The organism is Mesorhizobium sp. M2A.F.Ca.ET.037.01.1.1, from assembly GCF_003998075.1.
Taxonomy (GTDB): Bacteria; Pseudomonadota; Alphaproteobacteria; order Rhizobiales; family Rhizobiaceae; genus Mesorhizobium.
In genome coordinates, this window is sequence record NZ_RZSA01000006.1 from 1 (window position 1) to 23214 (window position 23214).

Consider the following 23214-nt stretch of genomic DNA (forward strand, 5'->3'; position numbering starts at 1 on the left):
CCCGTCAGATCGACCGGAAGCGGCTTGCCGGCATCGATCAGCTCGACCATTCGTTTGTGGGCAGCGTCACGGCCCGTCAGCATCTTTCCAGACAGCAGGAGCGTTTCACCGCAGCGCCACGATGCCGTCTCTTCCTTCGTCAGCGTATCTAAATTGACCCGCCGGACGCCGGCTGGGTTCAATTCGTCGGCTCCGATGTCGGGCCATTCGCGCAAATCGGGCGGCTGGAGCCTGATGGGTCCAGAGCCGTCCAAAGTAAACTTCAGGTGCCGGTTGGCGGCGCATTGCGGGATGAGCGCCACAGGCTTGGACGCCGCATGAGTAGGATAGGTCGCAACCTTGACGTCAACGACTGTCGTCAGACCACCAAGCCCTTGGGCGCCGATGCCAAGCGCGTTGATCCGCTCATAAAGCTCAATCCGCAGTCCCTCTTCCGGGCTTGACGCCCCCCTTGCGATTAGTTCCGCCATATCGATGGGCTCGTTCATGGCTTCCTTGGCCAGCAGCATCGCCTTTTCAGCGCTACCACCGATACCAACAGAGATCAGCCCAGGCGGACACCATCCGCTGCCCAGGGTCGAAACGGTATTGACCACCCAGTCGGAAACGGAGGCGCTGGGATTAAGGGTGGTAAAACGTGCCTTGTTCTCGGACCCGCCGCCTTTTGCGGCGATAGTGATCTCAATCTGGTCACCTTGCACCAAGTTGACATGGACAACTGCCGGCGTGTTGTCGCGGGTGTTGACCCGTCTAGCGAGGGGATCCGCAACGATCGATGCCCGAAGGGGATTGTCCGGATCGAGATAGGCTTGACGTACGCCCTCATTCACAAGATCAGCGAAACTGGCTGTTGACTTAATGCGGGCATCCATGCCGACCTTTGCGAAGACAACCACAAGTCCGGTGTCCTGACAGATCGGGCGCCGCCCAAAGGCCGCCATGCGGGAGTTCAGCAGAATCTGACCTATGGCATTCTTCGCCGACGGGCTCTGTTCTCGCGTGTATGCGTGAGAAAGAGACCGGATATAATCTGGAGGATGATAGTACGAGATGTACTGAAGGGCGTCGGCGACGCTCCTTGTGATGTCGCGACCTGCGATGGTCCGTGTTCTGTTTCCCACCGGATTTTATCCAAACGAACCGAGGCCATTGACCATTTTCAAAATCTGGAAGCTTCGCACCCCCTGCTCGCCGCCTTCATATCCATAGCCGCTTTGCTTGACGCCCCCATAAGGCGCATCCGCGGAAACCCCTTTCAGGTAATTCACACTAACTGCGCCCGCAGAGAGACCATTGATAAGCTTCTGTTGCGTATCGGCCGCGCCAGTAAACAAGTAGGCGGCCAGACCGTACTCGGTGGCGTTGGCTTCCTCGATCGCCTCTTCGATCGTATCGAAAGGCGCCACGGTGAGAATCGGTCCGAACGGCTCTTCATGAAGCACTCTCGCTTGCTTCGGTACGCCCGTCAGGATGGTTGGCGGCCAGTAAAACCCCGGTCGGTCAAGGGGGATGCCACCGGTCTCGATGCGGGCGCCGCCTTCTACCGCATCCTTGGTCAGGCGCTGCATGGCCTCTATTCGCCGCGCGTTTGCCATTGGCCCCATTTGCGTTGCAGGGTCATCCGGTGGTCCGATCCTGATTCTTCGGACCGCCTCCGTCATCCGGAACAGGAGTTCCTCATAGCGGGACCGGGCGACAAGAATCCTGCTGGGCGCATTACAGCTCTGGCCCGCGCACTCGAATTTGTATTCCGAAATAGCCGGTATCGCCCTTGCCAGATCCGCATCTTCGCACACAATAACCGGGGAATGTCCACCGAGCTCAAGGATGCAACGCTGCAGATTATTCGCGGCCAGCGTGGCTAGCTGTTTTCCAACAGCCGTCGACCCCGTGAACGTCAAGACTTTCACAATTGGCGAACTGAGCAGATGCCGCGATATATGCACAGGAACACCGAACACCAGGTTGACCACGCCTTCTGGTATCCCTGCTTGACGCAAAGATTCCACGATATGGACAGCCACACTTGGCGTCTCCTCGGCCCCTTTGAGGATCACCGGGCAGCCTGCCGCCAGCGCGGGGGCGAGCTTGCGGGCGATAAGAACGGCCGGATAGTTCCATGGCGTAAATGCAGCGACGACACCGAGCGGCTCGGGGGCTATCATCCTGTTCGAGCCCAACGGAATCGGGGCCGACAACTCATCGGCATGCCGGCCATTCCATTCCAGCGTTTCGACTGCGCGCGCGTATTCTCCTGTCGCTTCGGCAATCGTCTTTCCCTGTTCGGACGACAGGTCCCTGGCTGCGGCGCCAGCTTTCTCTGCCAGAATGCTGGCGGCAGAGACGAGGATCTCGCCACGCTCTTTGGCGGGTCGTGAGGACCACGCCTTGCGGCTGCGTTCTGCCGAGGCAAGAGCTTCATCCAAGTCTGAAACCGTAGCCGAGGCCACTGAGGCAAATACCTTCTCCGTCGCCGGGTTGATCACCGGCAAAGTGGCTCGGCTACCACCGGCTCGCCATTTGCCATTAATGAAGAGCTCGTAGCTCTTGGCGTCGGACATCACGGGCTCCACTTGACTGAATTCTTGCATACGAGCGCAGTTTCGATATCGAAACTGCTGAACTCGCTTGAGCCAGTTTCATCGCGATGGTCGCGGCGGGTCAAATATCGAATATTGCCGAAATCCATCTGGAATCCAGATCGGGCTGGTCCTTATGGCCGCAAAAGATCATGCCCAGCTTTACAGGTTAGTTTGTCAGGTCGCCTCAGGCGCCACCGCCGCCCAGTCCCGGATTTCAATCAATTTTCTGGCGACCTTCGGAATGAGCTTGCAGACCGCAGAAACGGCCGCAGAACGCTCATCTTTGGGATTTACAGCGAGCACCACGGACCGAGTAATCACCGGATCGACGATCTTGACAGTCCGGACCAGCCCTTGGGAGGCTTCTTTCTGAACCGCAGACGGGGCGAGAATAGAATGCGCTTTTCCCTCTACGACCATGTTGATGATCGTTGAGAGGGAGTCCACTTCAAACCTGACGTCCAGCGCGCAACCGTGTTGTGCGACGACATCAGCCACCGAACGCCTGACATTGTTGTTGCGCATGGGAACCGCCAGGGGGAATTCATGCAGGTCGACCAGCGATATCGCATCTTCAAACGGTGGCTCGCCGGACGGAACCACCAGACAAAGGTCTTCGCGCGCTAGCACCGTCATTCGCCCCACACTGTCTGCTGTGCGGTACAGAACCGCCAGATTGAAGCGTCCAGCCGCCATCCATTCCTCTAGCGGTCCCGTCATACCCTCGACCATCTTGAGGGACACCTTGGGCAGTTCGTGTCTCACCGCCTCAAGCAGCGGACCGCTCAGGACGCGAGCAGCTCCAGACGGAATCCCAATAGTCACCTCCCCGGCAGGGGAAGCGGCTGTGTTGGTCAATTCCACCTCGGTAAGTCGAATTTCTTTGAGAATTGCCCGCGCCCGCTCGAGCAGTTTGGCTCCTGACGCCGTCACGCTCACGCCGGTTCTGTCGCGTATCAGCAGCTGAGTGCCGAAGCCTTCCTCCAATTGGCGTACATGCAGACTCAGCGCACTCTGGGCGACATTCAGAAAGCCAGCGGCCTTCGTGAAACTGCCTGCTTCGACCACGCCGACGAAGTATCTTAACTGCCTGATTTCCACGGGTACTCTTCCGAGGGCGGACTGCAATTGACGCAATCTATCTTAAAATGTGATGGCACGACAGCAATAATTGTGCCGAGCTGCTGACGCTTGCTGTCGTCGTCCCAGTCTTGTTGATCAACCCGCTGAGGACTCAAACGGCCAACTCGGCGCCCGGATCCGTCGCGATGATTTCTCGGGCCCTTCGAATAACCGGTGGATCGACCATCTTTCCGTCCAATGCGAACGCGCCTCTGCCTTGCGCCGTCGCATCTTTTTCCGCCGCGAGGACACGACGGGCCCACTCGAGTTCCTGTGGGCTTGGTGAGAAAGCCTCATTGAATATGGCAACCTGATTTGGATGGATCGCCAAAGCCCCGGTAAAGCCAAGCCGCCGCGCATGGGCCGCGGCCTCACGAAGTCTATCATTGTCTGAGAACTCGCTGATACTTCCTATGAAACCAAGCGGTAGCAAGCCAGCGGCGCGAGCGGCAAACAGAACAGAAAGGTTCGGTGTCAAAAGAAGGTCGAGTTCCGGGGCACCGCCAACGGAGGCACTGAAGTCTTCAGGACCCAGCGCCATTGCAACCATCCTGGGATGGGCCGACGCAATGGCTGAGAGACTTTGTAATGCTGCCGGGGTCTCGATCAAGGCAAGGAACCGGATTCGACCCACCGCAAGATTTCTTTCTCGTTCAAGTTCCGATACCGCATTTGCGATCTCTATTACCCACGCTGCCGAATCCGTCTTCGGAAGGACAAGTGCATCAACACCCGCTACTACGGCTGCATCGAGATCGGCCGCCAAGGCACGCAAACCGCGATTCACGCGAACTAAAACATAAGCGCCCCTGCGGCCCACCTTTGCCACGGATGCAGAAAGCTGGCGCCGTGACTCACCTTTTTGATCCTGGGGAACGGAGTCCTCAAGGTCGAGTATGACGCCATCTGCCCCGCGCTCATGAGCCGCCTCCACAAAGCGCGGAACATGAGCGGGAACAAAGAGCAGAGATCTCCAGCGGGGAACAGACATCGGGCTTTCAACGGCCTGAACGGCGTCATTCATGAAGTCGCCTCTGCGGTCGATTCTAGCGTGGGCGCTGTCAGTGAGTTTGCTGGGCGGCCGTGGCACCCAGAGGGGCCAGGACTAGGCATGCACTCTGTGAATCGCGATCGCGCTTCCTTCCCGACAACAGGCACGCTCATGCTGACGCGGCTCTTGCGCGCAAACCTGCTCGAACCTCCTCGCGGACAGCCTCCGTATGCGCACCAAGGCCCGGAACTGGGCGCAGCGAGGGGCGCTCAGAGTTGAAGATCGCCGCCGGGGCGATCGTCTCTACTGTTCCTTCAGGTGTGCCAATCTCAACCCTGCGAACGTGTGGATGCTTTGAAATGTCCGCCACTTCGTTCAGTCGCCCATATGCCAAACCGGCCGCCTCAAGCTCCTGCATCGCTTCGTGGCAGGACAGCTCGGAAAACCGCAGCTCAATTATCTCATCAAGTTGAGGACGGTGGCCGAGGCGCTCCATGTTGTCGGCGAAACCAAGTGCACGCGTGAGCTCAGGCCGCTTCAGGAATTTCTCGCAGAAATTCACCCATTCCCGGTCATTCTGCACGGAAAAGATGACGTCCTTGCCATCGGCGCAGCGATAGGCGCCATAAGGCGCCAGCGAGGGGTGTTTCACGCCCGCGCGTACCGTGTGGTAGCTGCTGTAGTCGTGTTGCAGGACCGGCACGTTCATCCAATCGGCGACGGCATCGAACAGGGACACCTGAATGCTAGCCCCTTCGCCAGTGACCTCGCGATGATACAGCGCCTGAAGTATGGCGCTATGTGCCGTCATGCCTGCCGAGATGTCGCAAACCGACACACCCACACGGGCGGGTCCCTGTTGCGTCCCGGTGATCGCACACAGACCGGTTTCGGCTTGGACGATGAGATCATAGGCCTTGAGGTGAGAAAATGGCCCCCCCTCCCCAAATCCCGAAATGTCGCAGGTGATTAGCCGCGGAAAACGGCGACGCAGATCCGCAGATCCGAAGCCGAGTTTTTCGATGCTGCCTGGCTTCAGATTCTGGATAAAGACGTCAGCAGCAGCAACAAGCGTGTCCAGCACAGCACGGTCCGCCTCCAACCTCAAATCCAAGCATACTGACTCCTTACCCCGGTTGAGCCAAACGAAATAGGCGCTTTGCCCCCGCACCAACTTATCGTATTTCCGGGCAAAGTCTCCCTCAGGCCTCTCAACCTTGATCACCCGGGCGCCTGCATCGGCAAGACGAGACGATGCATACGGTGCAGCAACGGCCTGCTCCACAGCTACGACAGTGATCCCCTCAAGAGAGTTCTGCATGCAACACCGCGCTCTTCATCCAACATTTTCGTTTTGAGCCCGACGACGATTCAGCATCGCAAGCAACCGATTCTGTTCATTGCCCACGATCGAGAATGCCTCGTCGACTCCCATTCCAGGCTTCGCAAGCATCATGTCTGCCTGGGTCGCCATCGATATGTGGACGGAAGCCTGGGCAGAGAGATCTGTCTCGGTACAGCTTCCTCCAACGTACGCGCCTACCTTGTTCTCCTTACACAGGAGCACTGCACGTGCCGTGTCAGCCAATGAGCCGACATCAGGCGTCTTGATTTGAATGAGATGCGCGGCCTTCGCTTCGGCAAAGAGCCGAATATCCTCGAGCGTGTTGCACCTTTCGTCCACGACAATGCGAGCGGTGGAACCCCGGTTGTCCAAAATTGATACGATCTTGGCGTAGTTCTCAATTTGAGCTTGCGTCGAACCAAAATCCGCCGGGGACTCGACATTGAGGGTGAAACCCGGAACAGCGTCGGCGACCCTGCAGATAAAGTCGGCGATGAGTTGCGGCTCCAGGCTGATTTCCTGGCCGATCCAGCCATACACATCGAAATGCAGCACCGGATGATACCCCGGGCGGCCAATTTCGCGCGTCCGCGCCGCAACCCACTTCACGAACTCCATGAAGGCCTGGCCCTCGACGCCGAATTTCTGCCGTGAGTTGATCAGGCCGTGGGGAAGTATATCTACCGCTTTCAAGATCATTTTGTCGACGTTGATTTCGCGAGCATCGCCGCTTTGGCAGTAGATCGGAACCCTGCGAATTGGCAGCGGCAGGTTAAATTCACTGCAAACGACTTCCGCCATCGTGGTACTTTGAAGATGGGCCGAGGCGCGAAGGAGCGCCTGGCTAACGCCATACTCAATCGCGAGAGGTAACCGCTGGTGCTGGAGAGGCTCAAAAACCTTTGCACAGGCATCGAGATAACGAGATACGTCGACATTGAGAAGCCGGGGCACGACTATACGCGAGGTTAACTCCGAGATTTGAGCACTCTCAAACAAAGGATCTCGTCCTCCAGCACCAGAATATTGAACGCTCATCATGTCACCCCAAACCACGGCCCCGTCGGTGAGAGCAAGCCCGATGCTGAGCGAAGATGCCGGAACGCGGATGGACGTGAACCCAATCGCTGTCGCCTCGCCGCTATAGACGAAACCGTCCTGGGGCGCGCCGGCCCTGATGGCACCCTGATCGTCATAGAAAAAAGCGCCATTGCCAGGCGCAAGGAGGACGTCTTTGATCTGCATTTCACTTCGCTCGATTTTCGGACATCGTTGATGGCAGTTGGATTTGCTGCGCCGACTATGCACCACTTGATCTTGAGTTCGCCAACATAATGTCCCGGACGGTCCCATCGCGTTTTCAGATGGCCGGCGTCAGACACATGCACCCCGTATTCCGGCAAGCATTCGACGAACGTCGAATTATTGTATAGGTGGACATTGCAACGTCGTACTCACCTCATTTGGGTTAGCATTCGCGCATTAACCAGAATGCGTCTGAAATGCGCGTCAATCCAATCCCTTCATAGAAGCCGACAGAGTTGGGTGTAGAGATCAAAGCTATGGCCACAGCAGGCCCGAGTTGCCGGCGGGCTTCATACAGGAGGCCCTTGCCGATGCCGAGGCCTTGCGCCGACGCCGATACGGCAAGCTCGGAGACGTAGCAGATCCAGGAAAAGTCAGTAACGCATCGAAGTACTCCGACCAGCTTCCGCCCCGGCCGATGGAGCCGGGCCGTCAGCACCAAGTCGGCTTGGCGGAGCATCGCATGCAGCCGAAGCTCGCCATGGGTCGCCCCGAAGCCGGATTCGGCCAACACGCGGCAGAATTCGGCCGGGTCAAGGTTCGGCTCACTAACGTAAAGGATCTCAGATTGTTCGCTCATGCCAACCCCTTAACAAAAATTGATTGATCTAAGCTTACGCAATACCTTGTATTCGCAGCCGGTGCCGAGATTTTCGCCCTGACTGCGTGAAACCAGCAGTAGCTTGTGGCGGATTTTGGCACGAAGAGCTGCGCAGCAACTGCCCTATCCAGAACACAGCTTACTAGTCAGTTGAACGACTATGCTTTGTCATCTGCGTGCAAGTGCCCTGCCGAAGCGACTGCTTGCGTCTCAGTCCGCTTTAACCAGTGTCTAATCCGTGCTTCGACGGCGCCCCTTTTTAAACGGCAATCTCAGCTCGCGCGCCTACCTAGGATAGTAGGCTGCATCGCGGGGCGGCGAGGTTTATAAAAAACGGGACTGTTGGAGAGCAAAAGATGTTGCCGTTAGTTCGCCCCAGAAATGCTATATTTGAAATCAATCTTGGGGCTATTCAGGCGAACTTCCGGGCCATCACGGCCCTCGTTGGGTTAGGCGTAAGGGTCGCCGCTGTCGTCAAGAGCGACGCCTATGGACTTGGTGTTGTAGAGATTGCAAGGGCGCTTATTCATGTCGGCTGCGATCTGCTCTTCGTCGGCAATCTTGAGGAAGCGCTGCTTCTAAGATCGTCCCATGTAGACGAGGCAATCGCGGTTTTTTGCGATGATTTCGCGAAATTTGGTAGATTCTACCAATCCAATAACCTCATACCGGTTGTGAACAATTGCGCCGAATTGGAAGCCGTTATTGCAACAGGAACGAAGACATATTTTCTTAACGTGGAAACGGGATTTTCCCGCTTTGGGCTCGCCATTGCGGACGTGCGTCGCGCGTATTTTTCTGGTACGTTCGACATGTATCCCCCTTCGGTCGTACTCAGCCATCTAGCGTGCAGCGAAACCGTTGCGGACCCAACTAATGTGTTGCAACGGAACCGCTTCCGGGCGATCTACGATCTGATTAAGCCCACCTGCGGCAGTCTCGCAGCGTCCGCCGGTATCTGGCTAGGTAAATCCTATCATTTCGACATGGTACGGGTGGGCTCAGCCCTGTACGGGCTCAACGATGCTGGCATTCGACCAAATCCGCTGCAAGCGGTTGCAAGGCTCCGAGCGAAAATACTCGACGTGCGCAATGTCGCTAGGCGGGAGGCTGTTGGCTACGGTGCGACATTTCGTACGGGTCGAGCTACCCGCGTAGCGACCGTCGGGATCGGCTACACACATGGCCTTCCATGGGCCTGCGCGAACAAGATATCAGCTCGGTTCGCAGGTTATTCGGCCCCTCTAATCGGAACAATATGCATGGAGAACATGACAATTGATATAACAGATGTTCCAGAAGCGCTTTGTGGGCCAGGTAACTTTGTGGAATTACTGGGAAATGATTTTACCTTAGATGACCTTGCAGAAGCTGTGGGCCTCAGCCCACACGAAGTCTTAACCCGCCTAGGTGCTGGTTGCACAAGACGGTATCTGAATTCTTCCTTGTTACCTACGACCCCTAGGAATAAGGCGTTAGACTTTGATGGCAGCAGCGAGATGAATGATGGCAAGGCACGCCTTTGATTTCGTTATGGCGCTCCCATGGAGAACTTGGTCCATAGGGCATCCTTTGATTCGAAAGATAAGGATGCCCCATCAAAGCCCCGGATCAAACATGTAGCTAGGTCAGGACTCATTGATCCAGAAGATGAAGGCTGCAGCGAAGGCGATAGCCGACAGGAAGGTGTGAGCACATCGGTCGTATCTGGTGTGGATGCGTCGCCAGTCTTTGAGGCGTGCGAACATGTTCTCGATCCTGTGACGTTGCCGGTATCGGACAGGATCATAGCTGTGCTGAACACGATGCTTGGCATGGGGTGGGATGCATGGCCTGATACCGCGCTCGACGAGCGCCTGGCGGAAGGCCGCTGAACTGTAGGCCCGATCGGCCAGCAGGGCGTTGGCGGCGGGCAAATCCTCGATCACGGCCGCAGCAGTCTTGTGATCATTGGTCTGCCCTTCGCTCAGATGCAGCAGCCGCGGACGTCCCTTGGTGGTCAGTCCGCCTCGGCTGCGTCCGATACATCGGGATAGAGTTTTTTAAGGAGGCTGGCGGCAGTGCGGTGCGCTTTGAGATGGGTGGCATCGATCATCAGATTGTCCGTTTCGCCGCCCTGCGCGGCCAGTTCCGCTAGGATGCGGTTGAACACACCCAGCCGACTCCAGCGGATGAAGCGGTTGTAGATGGTCTTGTACGGACCGTAGTCGGAAGGGACATCTCGCCAGCGAAGGCCATTTCGGATCACGAACAGGATGCCGCTCAGCACCCGGCGGTCATCCACACGCGGAACACCATGCGACAAAGGAAAATAGGACTCGATCCGGCGCATCTGCTCCGGCGTCAACATCAGCAAATCACTCAAGGCAGCACCTCCTGCCACCCTGAATCACCAAACAGATATCAACTCAATAGATTATGGGTCCTGACCCTAGCTTTGATTCCGATTGTAACATAGAAATGCCTAATTGCCCGAGCATCGGACCTGGTCTAGAATCCAAGCCATACGAAGTGCTGCTTCTTCGGCTACACTAGGCCCATGTGAAGCGCCGCCGTGGCCACCGACCATACGCATGTGGAAAACAAGACCTGGGTCTCGACCGGCCGTAAAGGAACGTCGCTGGGCAACGTACCGAGCAGGCTGGTAGTAGAGCACCTGGCTGTCGTCGAGCGCGGCGTCGACGTAAGTTGGCGGGCGCGGGCGATCGGCACTGAGGTTGTAGTAAGGATCGTAGCTGCGCAGGTGCCGATATTCGTCGGCTATGTGGGGATCGCCGTACTCCGCTATTTCCGGCAGCGCGTACGGCATCGTGAAGTCCAGCTCGGTATCTATGATGTCGGCGAGCGGAACCTCGGCGAGTACGGCGCGGAACAAGTCGGGCCGCAAGTCGGCCGTGGCAAGCACGGTACCCCCGCCAGCGCTCGCTCCCTCAATGACGATGCCGTCGCCGGTGGCGACCCCCTGCCTAACAAGCGCCTCGACAGCGACGATCAGATCTGTGTGGGTGATACGTTTTCGATCGCGGGTAGCCGCCTCGTGCCACGGACGTCCAAGCTCCCCGCCTCCCCGTACGTGCACGATGCCGAAAGCAACTCCGCGATCGAGCAGGCTCAAACGTTTGGTCATGGATGAGGGCCAAGTGAAAAACGAGGGCCATCTCGGTTTTCCATAACAGCCGTAGACATTCAATAACACCGGCCCTGGGGTGGTTCGATCGCGCCGCGCGACGAGCGAAATTGGTATATCCACCCCGTCTTCCGCCTGCGCCATGACGACCGTCGCCACGTATTGAGCCGGGTCATATCCGGGAACGCGGGCCTGGTACAGGACTGCCGATCGGTCGTCGGCGAGATCATGCTCTACAAACGTGTCGGGCGTCACGAATGAGCTAACCGAGTAGACCAACTTCGAGCTTCGGAACGGATGCCGTGCGACCGAATAGCTACCCCCTGCAGACAAGCCGACCTTAAGAGTGCAGCTCGGCTCGTCGGGAACGATCGTGGCGGCGACCCCCCCGCTTCGGTTATGCGAGACGAGGCGAGGACGAAGGCCCTCTCGTTCCAGGACAACCAGGTGCTGGTCGAGCACGTGGACCTCCTCAAGCGTCACGCCCGCTCGATGCGGGATGACCTCCTCCCAGCACGATGGTGACGGGTCACCTATCGGCGCACACACGAGCCGCCAGTAGGGTCCAGCGTCGTTTACCCGAAACAAGAACCTGTCGCCCCAGTGCTCGGCAAAGACATGGTGGCCAAGATCACGCGCCACAATCCGGCGCCACCCAACGCCCGGCTGGTCGGCAGGAAGGCACCACACCTCCACCGCCCCGGCGTTGTCCATAACGTCCAAAAGCAGCCAGGCGCCGCTATCAGAGCGCCAAATCCGCAAGTTCAGTCGCTCGTCCGCCTCCTCGAACACTACCTCAGAGTGCGAATCGTTGACGTCCAGGCGTATAAGCTCATGGCGTTGCCGCCGCCGGTCCGCCCGCTCCCGCGTGAAAAAGAGCGTGTTGCCGTCCGCGGTCCAAGTAACCATCCCAGCCCGCCTCGAGCCCGTCCAGACGTCATGGCCGGTCTCTATGTCCCGCACCCTAAGCTCGAAGTTCTCGTCCCCGATGACATCGAAGCTGAACGCCACGTAACGCCCGTCGTCACTCGGCTCGAAGACACCGAGCGAATAGAAGATCTCGGCCCCCGGGATCGCGTTCGGGTCGAGAACAAGCTCGGCCGAGCCTCCGGTCACCGGCCGGCGCCACCACGCAGGATGAGACAGGCCCCGCCCGTGTCTTTCGAAGTACTCGAAAGGCCCAACCTGGAAGGTTGGTGGGGCGCCCTCGCAGGTGTGACGCCCTTCGATCTCGGCGATAAGTTCCGCCTTGAGCCCTTCCAGGTGGGCTGTCGCTTGCTGCGCGTAGCTGTTCTCGGCTTCAAGATACGCGCGGACGTCGGGATTCTCCCAGTCCCTGAGCCAGCCATACGAGTCTATCGTGACGTCGCCATGAAGGACCCGGATCCGTGCCTCGGAACGAGGAAGCGGTGGCTGCAGGTGCTTGTCTACCATCACAAGGCCCTCAGGAAAAAAGAGCAAGGAATTGGCGCGGCAGTCCGCGAGCAGACAGTTTGTGCATCAATGTTGCTCCTAGGCGATATAGTGTAAACCGTTTAACGAGCCACGGTGCGTTATTACCAACATCCGTTAATTCCGTTCTGGCAGAATAGCGCTTCGAGTGCCCTATTATTACTTACTGTCAGACGGAACCATGGTCGGCACTTTTCAGGTTGGGTGTCGACAATTCTGCTTTCGCACCTGACGTCGGCAGCCAGCATGCGGACATATGCTGCGGCCCGACTTCGATGGCCGGCGGCTCCTCCTCCTTGCACCGGTCGAAAGCAAGCGGGCAGCGAGGATGGAAACGACAGCCCTTCGGCACGCGTGCGGCGCTTGGAACCTCTCCTTGCAACGCCGGCAGCTCGAAGCGACTTGCGTCGCTGCGAATCTGCGGCGTGGCGTTGCGCAACGCGACCGTATAGGGATGCCGGGGGTTGAATGTGATGTCATCGGCGCTGCCGATCTCGACCAATCTCCCAAGATATAAGACTGCAATCCGGTCGGCGATCAGCCAGGCGAGCGGCAGGTCGTGGGTGATGAACAGTAGCGCCATGTTGTGCTTGGCGCGCAGGTCAACCAGGACCTGAAGAATTTGTGCGCGTATCGATACATCGAGCATCGACACGGGCTCGTCGGCAACGATGAGCTCCGGCTTCACGGCAAGCGCTCCGGCAATCACGACGCGCTGGCGCTGGCCGCCGGAGAGTTCGTGTGGGAAGCGGGCGAAGAAATCACCGGGAGGATTGAGCCCGGCCGCCGAAAGCGCTTCGCTGACCCTTTCTGTGAGTTGAGCATGGTTCTTGACCAGCCGCAGGGAGCGCAACGGCTCTGCCACACTGTCGAACACGGTGTGTCGCGGGTTGAGCGCCTGATAAGCATCCTGAAAGATCATTTGCACGCGTCGCCGGTAGGGACGCAGAGCCGAGAAGCCCTTTGCAGACGTCATATCGCGGCCCTCAAACAGCAACCTGCCTCCTGTGGGCTGGGCTAGCTTGGTGATGACGCGGCCCACTGTCGTCTTGCCGCTTCCGGATTCTCCAACCAGGGCGACGATTTCACCTCGTCCAATGTTGAGGTCGACTCCATCCGCCGCACGCACCGCCCCGGCAGATCGCCCCAGGACCCGGTCGAACAGTCCGCCCTGGATAGGAAAATGGACCTTCAGGCTCTCGAGACTCAGGATGTCGGAGGTGTCAGGCATGAACTGCAACCCTGCCTTCTTGCGAGGAACGGTGAAGGTGACAGGCGACGCGTCCCCACCCGAACTTTTCGAGGCTGGGGACTTCGGTCGCGCAAACCCCCATGGCCGACGGGCAACGCGGGTGGAAGGCGCAGCCTGACGGCCGGTTCATCAAGTTGGGGGGATCACCGGGGATAGGGCGAATGATTCGTTTACCGCTCGCCGGATTCGGGATCGATTCGATCAGCAGGCGAGTGTAGGGATGTTTGGGCTTAGCGAAGATCTCCGCGACGGTTCCATCCTCGACTATCCGGCCGGCGTACATGATCATCACGCGATCACACGACTCAGCGACGACAGACAGGTCGTGGGTGATTAAAATGAGCGCTAGGTTAAGCTGCGATCGCAACTTCCCCAACAGCTTGAGGATCTGAGCCTGTGTGATGACGTCGAGCGCCGTGGTCGGCTCGTCACCGATGATGATCGAGGGGCGACATGCGAGCGCCATGGCAATCATCACTCTTTGACGCATACCGCCCGACAACTCGTGGGGATAGGCAGTGCCGCGATCCGTCGGAATGCCGACGAGTTCTAGAACCTCCCGTGCCCGCGCGGTCGCCTCGGCACGCGACATGCCGAGCTTCAGGATGCATGGCTCGGCGATTTGCTTGATAATGCGGTGAACGGGATTGAGCGCATTCATCGCGCCCTGGAAAACGACGGACGTCTCGGTCCAGCGATGTGGCCGCATCGCCGCATCATTGTCGATCGACAGCAGGTTACCACGATAGCGCACTTGGCCGCCGCTGACCCGTGCATTGGGCGATAGTAGACCAGCGATCGCCATGGCGGTGGTAGTCTTGCCACTGCCCGATTCACCGACGAGGCCAACGGCCTCTCCAGCCTGGAGCGCGAAGCTCACGCGGTCGATCGCTCGCAATGAAACGCCCTTGAGCCGATACTCAACAGAAAGCCCGTCGACTTCCAAAAGCGATGCCTTGTCTTGGGAGAGGTTTGTCATGGGATCACCCTCTGCCGTGGATTGAACGTGTCGTCGAGGGCATTGCCGACCAGGACGAAGCTAAGGGAAACCGCGAGGGCGCACAGCCCGGGGGCGCCGAGGTACCACCAAGCTCCGGTACTGGCCGCACCGGCGCGCTGAGCGAGCGAAAGCAAAGTGCCCCATGAAGGCTGCAATGGGTCGCCAAGCCCGAGGAACGAGAGCGACGTCTCGACATAGATTGCGCCAGCGACGACCAGCGCACCATTCGCTGCGATTTGCGGAACGAGATTGGGGAGGATATGCCGCACCATGATGCTCAAATTGCTGCTGCCCACAACTCGTGCGCGATCAATGAATGTTCGCTCCTTAAGCGATAGTGTCTGACTGCGAACGATACGGGCGACAAACGCCCAGCTTGTTATGCCGATGACGACAAGGATCACGAAGAGGGAAGGACGGAAGCCGAGGATTTCTCTGCCCCGCCCCATTACTTCGAGCACCACGGGTGTGATGACCAGCGCAAGGACGAAGGACGGCATGACGAAAAAGAAATCCGTCAGCCGCATCAGCCAGACGTCAACTCTGCCACCGTAGTAGCCAGCAATGATACCAACCGTAGTGCCGACGACGAGGCTGATGACGGTCGCCAGCAGCGCGATCGTGAGCGATATCCGGGCACCATGGACGACCAGATTGAGCACGTCACGCCCCACCTCATCGGTCCCCAGCAGATGCTGGCTTGATGGTGGAACGAGGAAATCACCAGTTGCGGTGGCTACGGTCTCAAGTGGACCTACGAGGATATTGGGCACAGCAGAGAGGACAAGGAAAAACACCAGACACAACAGGCCGAGCTGAGCCCCGGCGTGACCAAGAAGATTGGATAGAAAGCTCTTGATCGCTCTCGCCCGGCTACGCGAGGAATATCGCACGATACTTTCACTCATTGCCGGATTCGCGGATCAAGAATGCCGTAGGCAAGATCGGCTAGGAGGTTCGCGACAACGATCGATACACCAAGCAACAGGAATATCCCTTGAAGAACTGGGTAGTCCCGCGCGTTGAGCGCTTCGACCGTGAGACCACCAATTCCCGGCCAGGCGAAGACGGCTTCGACGGTGATCGCACCAGCGACCACGTAGCCAAGATTGAGAGTAATCAAGGTCACGAGCGGCAGCATTGCGTTACGAAATGCATGGCGCATCAGCATCTGACCGTTGGTAAGTCCCTTGGCGCGTGCGGTCACCATGTAGTCCTCAGTAACGACGTCACTCATCGCTGCACGCGCGACCACAACGTATTGCCCGATCAGCCCAAGGGCTACCGCGGCGACCGGAAGTGCGAGATGTCGCAAGTAGTCTAGGATCTTATCAGTTGAACCTATGCTAGCGCCGGGTGAATAGATGCCATAACCCGGAAACCACCCCAATGCCGTGCTAAAAATGACTACTAGTACCATAGCAAGCCAGAAAGACGGCGTAGAATAGAGCGCTAGAGATGCTCCCATGGCGATACGGTCGACAGCTCCTCCTCTGCGCCAACCCGCATAGAGCCCAAGCATGACACCGCATAGCATGGCGATTAATTGGGCCAAGCCAACCAGGGCGATGGTGGCCGGCAAGCGCTCCCAAATAAGGTCAGAGACAAGTCTACCCCTGAACTTGAAGCTGTAGCCGAGATCGCCATGTAGAGTTGCCGACAGGTAGTCAAGTATCTGGTCCGGGAAAAGCGGCCGGTCGAGTCCCCAGTTCTGGCGCTGCGCCTCGATCCGTTCAGCGGACACGCTCATCCGAGCACCGCCAAGCAGAAGCGCTGCAGGGTCACCGGGAATGACCCTGAACAGGACGAAGTTCAGTGTGGCCACCATCGAAAGAGTTATGGCCGCCCTGATCAGGACATTCCCAATGCGGCTTGTTCGCCCTTCCTGTGCGTTGCCAGCCACGTTAGATCGGCCTCAACCGATCGAACGGGAAATAGCTCCAATCCGATATCGCGTCCTCCGGTCCCCAGCCCTGGAAGCAGTCCTTACGATAGGCACCGAGCGTTAAGGGGTGACTCAGAATGATATACGGCGCCTCAGCATAGATGAGGCGCGCTGCCTGATCGACCAGCTCCTGGCTCCTCTTCAGGTCGACGGTACGGTCGACCTCAGTCAGGAGCGCGTCGAACTTCTCATTTGTCCAGTACGATCTGTTAGTGAGGCCGATGGACTTGCTACTGCCCAAGACGAGCAGGTCGTGAGGCGAGGAAGACAGCCAGTTGCTGGCGATTAGCAGATCCCAGCTTCCGCCGCCGTCCGTCGGCGCTGTCGTGCGGGCTGTGAGCGCACCGGAATCGAGCTGGGTCACCGACACGGGAATGCCAATTTGTCCCAGCCAGCCCGCAACAAGCTGCACGGCTGCAATCGGAATCTCGCTCACACCCGAAGCCTTTCCTGTGATTAGCTCAAGCTGTAAGCTCTTTCCCTCCTTGTCCTCCCGGACACCATCGCCGTTCGTGTCCCGATATCCGGCCGCGTCTAGCCGACGACCCGCCTCGGCTAGATCGAAGCGGCGCCTGATGTCGCTTAGGTCTGAGTAATAGTCGGCGGCTACCGGCATCACAATTCCGACACCAGGGTCTGCGTGCCCGCGGTAGGCGCGATCCACGATCGCTTTCTGATCGATCGCATAGCCGATCGCGTCGCGAAACGCTGGATCCTGCAGGGCCTTGGTGCTGCCCGCCCCCTTCCCGGAGGCCGTATTAAATGCCAGATAGTCCCGCTGCTCCACGCGAGATTCATAGACCCCGATATCGCTCTCCTTCGAGAAGGCAGCCCACTGTGCGGTTGTCACGCCCCCACAATCGAAGCTCCCACTCTTCAGACCCTGGGCAATTGGATCCTGCGTGGTGAAGAAGTGGATAATCATCCCGGCCGTCTTCGGCTGCTCAGTGCGAAAATACGCGTTTGGCGTAAGGCGCACAAATTGGCCTTGCTGAAACTCCGCAACGATCATAGGCCCAGTTCCCACCAGCGGCGGGTCGTTGCGAAAAGTGCTGCGCGCATCCGCGTAGCCGATGTCCTTCCAAACGTGCTCAGGGACCATTAGAACGAAGTTGTCAATTGGCCAGCGCGTAGGAGCCTTGGTCACGATCCGCAGAGTTTCGTCATCAATGGCCGTAACGGATGCGACTTGTTCCATGCCGTCTGTGCTGTTTTGGCCAATATTCAGCTCGTCTGGCTTGCCCACGGAGCCAAGCAGATAATTATAGGTGAACGCGGCGTCTCTGGCGGTGGCGGGTTGGCCGTCCGACCACTTCATGCCGGGCCATACCTTGATTGTCCAAGTGAGCCCGTCATCAGCAACGGCCCACGCCTTCGCAAACCCCCTCCGGTCAGGGTGTCGCTGGGCGTCAACGCCGACCAGCGAATCGTAGGACAAGACAAGCGGCCAGAACGAACTCCAGGTGGCGAATGGATTCATGGAATCGGGAGCACCCATCGAGCCGACACGCACAATATGGTCGCTACAAGACGAAGCGAACGCCCTTGAGTTAATGACCCACGGGGCAACCGATCCCACCAGCATTGCTTTGACGACCGCACGGCGATTCATAGACCACATCATTCTGGTCCTCCTTTAAGCCTCGCCACGCCGCATTCCCGCACCTCGTCGCGCCCATTTGGAACTGATGGCCAGCGCGTGCACAAGGTAATTGGTGTGGCGGTTCCCCTTTATAGTCTTAAGTTAGATTTCTTCGACAGCTGCTGAATTGGCAAATAGAGACTCGATATAATCGCCATCTAATAAGTAGATGGCTAACGACTCTCCCCGCCCAGATGGACGCTTTCTGTCGACGGTGCAGCTCTGAAAATCGCACCTGTTGATTCCCCGGTAATCGACCAGCGCTGCCGCCAAAGACATTCTGCTTCCAGCCCCGCAGGTCCGCACGAAGTGATCCGTGCGGATGCAGGAGGTGCTCGAGGCCGAGATGGACGAGGGCGGCCTCAACGAGGAAATCCGCCGGCGCACCTGTGTCGTGCTCATCTTTCCAAAACATAGAGATGCCGCCCCCGTCAGGACATTGGCTGTCGAAACCAACGAAAACGGATGGCGCCAACCGCTAGATCAACATGGACGATCTGCGTGAGCACAAGAAACATGCTCTGCGCCAAGCCGCGCGACCAGCACCATGGCTGTCCCATTTTACTGATGGGGTGGATGCCAGCCTTCTCCGACGGCATCGCAATGTGCCAAGTTGGTGGTGTTAGCGCCACGCAAAGGAGAGGCAGGCATCGATGGAAAAGTTACTATCATTGGGGTCGATCTGGGAAAGAACGGCATTCAGCTGCAGGGGGCGGCAGCTGATGGATCGGTTGTATTCCGCAAGAAGCTGTCGCGCCTGCAGTTTTGCAAGTTCATGGCGAGTCAACCGGCATGTGTCGTGGCAATGGAAGCGTGCGGCAGCTCCCACTACAGACCTGTCAGATGGCTCGGCTTGGCCATGAGCCAAGACTGATTGTCCCGGCCTATGTCCCAAACCGTCCGTCAAGCGGCAGAAGAACGACGTCGCCGAAGCGGAGGCGATCGTCGAAGCAGCGCAACGACCGACAACGCGCTTTGTCGAACCGAAGACCAAGGAGTAGCAGTCCCGGGCTATCGTGTTTCGCACCAGAGAGCAGTTCGTGAATCAGAGAACCGAATGGGTGAATGCGTTGCGCGCGCACCTCTAGGAGTTCGGTTATGTTGTTCTGCAAGGCATCGGCCACCTGCCACGTCTGGCAGAGATCGTCGAGGACGAGAGTGCAGACCTGCCGGATCTGGTCCGCGACATCTGCAGCGCTCTTGACCAAATCAAACAGTTGAGCAGCCGTTTCGCGGCATTGAAGAAGACGATCGACATGCTGTCCAAGCAAGCTGCAACATCTCGGCGCTTGCAAACCATGCCCGGTGTCGGCCCTATTGCTGCCCTTGGCATTTTCGCCACCGATGGAACCCTTCAAGTGCGGTCGCGATTTCGCCGCCTGGCTCGGGCTGGGTCCCTCGGCAGAAGTCAAGCGGCGGCATAGGCACAAGTGTCCCGCGCGGGCGCGCCGCGAGACACATAGCGCTTGCCCCTTTATTCGCACCGTCTCTTGGTGGCACGCGGATTGCATAGGACTCCGTGAAGGCGAGCGCGGATAAAGCGGGCTGTTCCCTCGAGAAAACAAATCCGAGCGAATGAAGTGCAGAACCGAACCATCAAGGAGTACGTCATGCGAGTAGCCGTCGTCCGGAATCGTGATTTTACAGGCGTGATCAACCGATTCGGTCAGCCTTATCCACAGCCCCCGCAGCCTTGGCCGCCCGGCGAGACAGTCGAAAGGGCGGTGGCGGCACTGCAAGATGGCGGCCATGAAACGCTTTTGTGTGAAGGCGACAAAGGACTGCTCAATACGCTCGAGCGCTTCATGCCACCCGATCCGCAAGCCCGCCCTTCAGGATTTGTTTTCAACCTGGCGGAGGGGATTCAAGGAGATTACCGTTTCACGCACGTTCCGGGCATGCTTGAGATGGCCGGCGTTCCATACACCGGATCGAGCCCACTCGGGCATGGACTGACGGACGACAAAGTTATCAGCAAGACGCTCATGCGCAGTTGCGGCGTGCCGACGCCGAACTTTCGCATCATGCGCTGCGGCACCGACAGCACCGGCGATTTGCGATTCCCACTTGTGGTGAAGCCGCGCCGTGAAGACAACAGCTTCGGTTTGCAACTCGTGCATGAGCCCTCTCAGCTGGCGCAAGCCGTCGAAATGATCATTGGGCAATATGGGCAGGATGCGCTAGTGGAAGAATACATCGATGGGCGGGAAATCCATGTCGCGCTGCTGGGAAACGGAAAACCCGAGGTGTTGCCCTTCGCAGAGATCGACTTCGGCGAACGCGAAATTGGCCTTTTGACTTGGGAAGCGAAGTACCTGCCTGCCGAGCAGGCGTCGACGATTTGCCCGGCGCGAGTCGGGAGCAGTCTTGCGACTTTGCTGCGGGATATTTCGATTGCAACCTTCCGTGCCTGCGAGTGCCGGGACTATGCACGCCTCGACGTCCGGATCGACCGCTCCGGCCAACCCTTTGTGCTGGAGATCAACACGATGCCTGGGCTCAGTATGCAATCCGAATATGTCCTAGCCGCAATCGCCGCTGGGCACAGCTATTCGAGCTTGATCAATCGCATCCTTGATGTGGCCCACAAGCGGTATTTCGGGATCGGCATCCCGTAGCCGGTCACGCGTCGAGTCGGCGCCCACTCGGTGCCCCATCAGCGTGGCAGCCGAGACGTCGCCAACCGATTTCGGTGCTGCGCCGAGTGCGAGGCGGCGGTGATGACGGCGGTCGACATGAGATGTTGGTCGCAATGCTCGACTGCAGAAACTGACCGCGATCTGGAGTGCGCTCTAGGGTTACACCGATCGGGCTGCGGTTTTGCTCGTCTGCCGGATGTGTTAATCCTCGATCGTTGCGGGCCGGGAGCCGCTGGACGCGGCCTGGCGGCGGCTTTCTGCGCTCGATTGCGGCGCAACGGCGACCGTCGGGGGGCATCGATCGCGCGGGCGATGGCGTAGCCGACGATCATGCGCGACCAGACGTCGAGAATGACGGCGACGTAGACGAAGCGGGCCGGTAGCGCGGCATAGGTGATATCGCCGACCTAGAGTTGGTTGGCAGGTCGGGACAATGTCCTTTTGCCAGATTGGAGTAGATCGGACTGCTATGAATGCTGTCGGTCGCGGCGACGAACCGGCGTCTGACCTTCGGTTGCAGGCCGTGATCGCCCTAGAAATTCCAGCTCCTGAGCCTGCTTGCCGATCAGCTGCGGCGATTCGCGCCTCATTTCCGTGATCAGAGCGGCCGAAGCCGTATGTTCATCGAACCACTCCACCTGCCTCTGCCAATCCAGACAAGGATCAGGGTGCGGGTGATGTCATGCCGTTCCCCCAAATGTGCAGCGTCTCGCCCGACAGATTTTCCTGCACGGCCAACGCTTAAAGGTGACGCTATAACTACGATGTCTTGCCATCGCTCATGGTCGACGTCGACTGACAGGCGTCGCTTGAGGGAGCTGGCGACCCGGCCGCTGGTGCCCATCGCGACGCCGTGAAGACTTTCACTCGCCTATCCAGATAAGCGCCTTCATCCCGGTCCTTCACTATTTCTGCGAGGGTCCGCTGATTGGTTTCGAATGATTCGGTCCACGCCGCGCTGGTGAATAACATTCGGCTCAGCATCACCGTGTCGAAAACAGGCAGCCCAGTCAACCGGCGTATGATCGGGGACACCAGAGGGAATGCGGTACATTCACACAGAAAAGCCGCGATGTGCGGATATCTCCTTCTCAGTCGCGTGACGCACGCCGTGACATCGTCCTCGATTTCAGACACTAGCGTGCGCCGCGGCGGGCGCTGCATTTCGTTATCCAGGAGCTTTCCACCTTCGATACCGCCGACCACTATCCGCGCACGCTCGGCCGGGTCGTCGATCCCGAATAGGCCTTCGCTGCAATGCGTGGAATCGGCAGTCAGTACCGCGAGCTTGGCGCCGGGTGGAAGCTGACGTAGCAGGGTCGGTATAAGCAGGAGACTTGACAGCGCCACGGGTACGTTCACCGACGCGGCCACCGCTGCCTGATGTCGGATGGCGAACCCACAGTTGGCGATCACGGCAACGGCGCCCCGTTCGACCAAGCGTTGCGCTGACGTGACGTAGGCCGGTTCAAGCGACGGATCGCCTCGGATGACGCGATCCGCCCAAGCACCCTCCACTGTCTCGATGATGATCGGAAAGTCGTAAGTATCTGGATTGAGCAGGGAACCGGGATACGTTTGCGGAGGTTTCTCGCCCGGCGCGAGCCCGCGCTCAAGCTCGAGAAAGCCTAAGGAGGCAGGAGGTCTATGTGATGTCACGCGGGGAACCTCGAGCAGTATTCTATATCATCATCATCGGAGGCAGCGCCGCCCTTGCGGGTGGTCACGTGCCCATGTGATCGCACTTGTGCCGGCCGGTCAAATATCGAATGCAGGCGGCACCATCGTGAGGCCAGATGGCTTTCCCGGCGACGTCGCGGCTGTCTCCCCGCAGCAAACCAGCCGCATATCTGCATAGCGACCGTTTCCCGGCATCTGCGGAGCGTCATGCGCGTTGGCGGCATCCGGCCGAAATAACGTCTGTATGTCCGGACGTGAGCTCTTACGGAATCGATTCTGTAATTCTGTGATTCAATCCGGACATGCAGATCGGCTACGCGCACGTTTCGACGGCCAGAACTTGGACCTGCAATGCTCTGATGCTCTGATGCGCGCCGGCTGCGAGTAGATCTTCGAGGAGACGCAATCCGGCCGGACCGGCAACAAGCGTCCCGCGCTCGAGGTCGACAGCTTGGGATCATCCAGACCGCTCATGACCTGCAGCAACGCGGTCCCTACCCGGCTTAGTGCAGGAGATAACTCTCTGCCCGG

At 58.6% G+C, this 23214-nt stretch carries 17 protein-coding genes and 2 pseudogenes; 3 read left to right on the top strand and 16 right to left on the bottom strand.

Going from position 1 to position 23214, the window contains the following annotated elements; all coding sequences use genetic code 11:
• From EOA27_RS00815 to EOA27_RS00845, 7 genes are all read right to left on the bottom strand, one after another.
• Positions 1 to 1121 (bottom strand): fumarate hydratase (locus tag EOA27_RS00815; RefSeq protein WP_145970236.1); only part of this gene is annotated, 1121 nt, incomplete at its 3' end.
• A 6-nt stretch (positions 1122 to 1127) separates the two neighbouring features.
• On the bottom strand, positions 1128 to 2561 hold the full coding sequence (locus EOA27_RS00820; protein ID WP_126087044.1) for an NAD-dependent succinate-semialdehyde dehydrogenase: 1434 nt from the start codon (positions 2559 to 2561) through the stop codon (positions 1128 to 1130).
• 195 nt (positions 2562 to 2756) lie between these two features.
• The gene (locus EOA27_RS00825; RefSeq protein ID WP_126080670.1) at positions 2757 to 3683 is read right to left on the bottom strand and encodes a LysR family transcriptional regulator; all 927 of its coding nucleotides are present in this window, start codon (positions 3681 to 3683) and stop codon (positions 2757 to 2759) included.
• A 133-nt stretch (positions 3684 to 3816) separates the two neighbouring features.
• Entirely contained in the window at positions 3817 to 4728 is a 912-nt protein-coding gene (locus EOA27_RS00830; RefSeq protein ID WP_126080669.1) for a CoA ester lyase, read from the bottom strand.
• Positions 4729 to 4864: 136 nt separating this feature from the next.
• Positions 4865 to 6016: a CaiB/BaiF CoA-transferase family protein gene (locus EOA27_RS00835; protein WP_126080668.1), complete on the bottom strand. Its 1152-nt coding sequence runs from the start codon at positions 6014 to 6016 to the stop codon at positions 4865 to 4867.
• Between the two features lie 15 nt (positions 6017 to 6031).
• Positions 6032 to 7285, bottom strand: coding sequence for a methylaspartate ammonia-lyase (locus tag EOA27_RS00840; RefSeq protein WP_126080667.1), 1254 nt, complete (start codon positions 7283 to 7285; stop codon positions 6032 to 6034).
• 223 nt (positions 7286 to 7508) lie between these two features.
• Positions 7509 to 7925, bottom strand: coding sequence for a GNAT family N-acetyltransferase (locus tag EOA27_RS00845; RefSeq protein WP_126080666.1), 417 nt, complete (start codon positions 7923 to 7925; stop codon positions 7509 to 7511).
• A 377-nt stretch (positions 7926 to 8302) separates the two neighbouring features.
• On the opposite strand from EOA27_RS00845, the gene alr reads away from it, so the two are divergent.
• Positions 8303 to 9472 (top strand): alanine racemase, encoded by a 1170-nt coding sequence (gene alr, locus EOA27_RS00850; protein ID WP_126080665.1) that lies wholly within the window; start codon positions 8303 to 8305, stop codon positions 9470 to 9472.
• Between the two features lie 102 nt (positions 9473 to 9574).
• On the opposite strand, the pseudogene EOA27_RS00855 reads toward alr, so the two are convergent.
• From EOA27_RS00855 to EOA27_RS00885, 7 genes and pseudogenes are all read right to left on the bottom strand, one after another.
• Positions 9575 to 10311 (bottom strand): annotated as a pseudogene (locus tag EOA27_RS00855) (IS5 family transposase).
• Positions 10312 to 10410: 99 nt separating this feature from the next.
• Positions 10411 to 12507 carry a S9 family peptidase gene (locus EOA27_RS00860; RefSeq protein ID WP_126080664.1) on the bottom strand — a complete coding sequence of 699 codons (2097 nt, stop codon included), beginning with the start codon at positions 12505 to 12507 and terminating at the stop codon, positions 10411 to 10413.
• Positions 12508 to 12694: 187 nt separating this feature from the next.
• The gene (locus EOA27_RS00865) at positions 12695 to 13756 is read right to left on the bottom strand and encodes an ABC transporter ATP-binding protein (RefSeq protein WP_126080663.1); all 1062 of its coding nucleotides are present in this window, start codon (positions 13754 to 13756) and stop codon (positions 12695 to 12697) included.
• Positions 13749 to 14756, bottom strand: a complete 1008-nt coding sequence (locus tag EOA27_RS00870) for an ABC transporter ATP-binding protein (protein ID WP_127255248.1) — start codon at positions 14754 to 14756, stop codon at positions 13749 to 13751. Before EOA27_RS00870 ends, EOA27_RS00865 begins: the two co-directional genes overlap by 8 nt.
• A complete protein-coding gene (locus tag EOA27_RS00875; RefSeq protein ID WP_126080661.1) occupies positions 14753 to 15685 on the bottom strand; it encodes an ABC transporter permease in 933 nt (310 codons plus the stop codon). Before EOA27_RS00875 ends, EOA27_RS00870 begins: the two co-directional genes overlap by 4 nt.
• A complete protein-coding gene (locus tag EOA27_RS00880) occupies positions 15682 to 16680 on the bottom strand; it encodes an ABC transporter permease (RefSeq protein ID WP_281013029.1) in 999 nt (332 codons plus the stop codon). The genes EOA27_RS00875 and EOA27_RS00880 overlap by 4 nt, the downstream gene beginning before the upstream one ends.
• Before the next feature lies 1 nt (position 16681).
• Positions 16682 to 18346: an ABC transporter substrate-binding protein gene (locus tag EOA27_RS00885; protein WP_245467327.1), complete on the bottom strand. Its 1665-nt coding sequence runs from the start codon at positions 18344 to 18346 to the stop codon at positions 16682 to 16684.
• 379 nt (positions 18347 to 18725) lie between these two features.
• On the opposite strand from EOA27_RS00885, the pseudogene EOA27_RS41855 reads away from it, so the two are divergent.
• Positions 18726 to 18846: pseudogene (locus EOA27_RS41855) on the top strand (IS256 family transposase); the annotation flags it as partial.
• 402 nt (positions 18847 to 19248) lie between these two features.
• On the opposite strand, the gene EOA27_RS00895 reads toward EOA27_RS41855, so the two are convergent.
• Positions 19249 to 19722 (bottom strand): hypothetical protein, encoded by a 474-nt coding sequence (locus EOA27_RS00895; RefSeq protein WP_127255252.1) that lies wholly within the window; start codon positions 19720 to 19722, stop codon positions 19249 to 19251.
• Between the two features lie 252 nt (positions 19723 to 19974).
• Here EOA27_RS00895 and EOA27_RS00900 point away from each other — a divergent pair, with 252 nt between their 5' ends.
• Complete coding sequence (locus EOA27_RS00900; RefSeq protein ID WP_126080659.1) at positions 19975 to 20982, top strand: hypothetical protein; 1008 nt, start codon at positions 19975 to 19977, stop codon at positions 20980 to 20982.
• 780 nt (positions 20983 to 21762) lie between these two features.
• Here the strand turns inward: EOA27_RS00900 and EOA27_RS00905 are convergent.
• Complete coding sequence (locus tag EOA27_RS00905) at positions 21763 to 22662, bottom strand: hypothetical protein (protein ID WP_245466449.1); 900 nt, start codon at positions 22660 to 22662, stop codon at positions 21763 to 21765.
• Positions 22663 to 23214 lie beyond the last annotated feature (552 nt).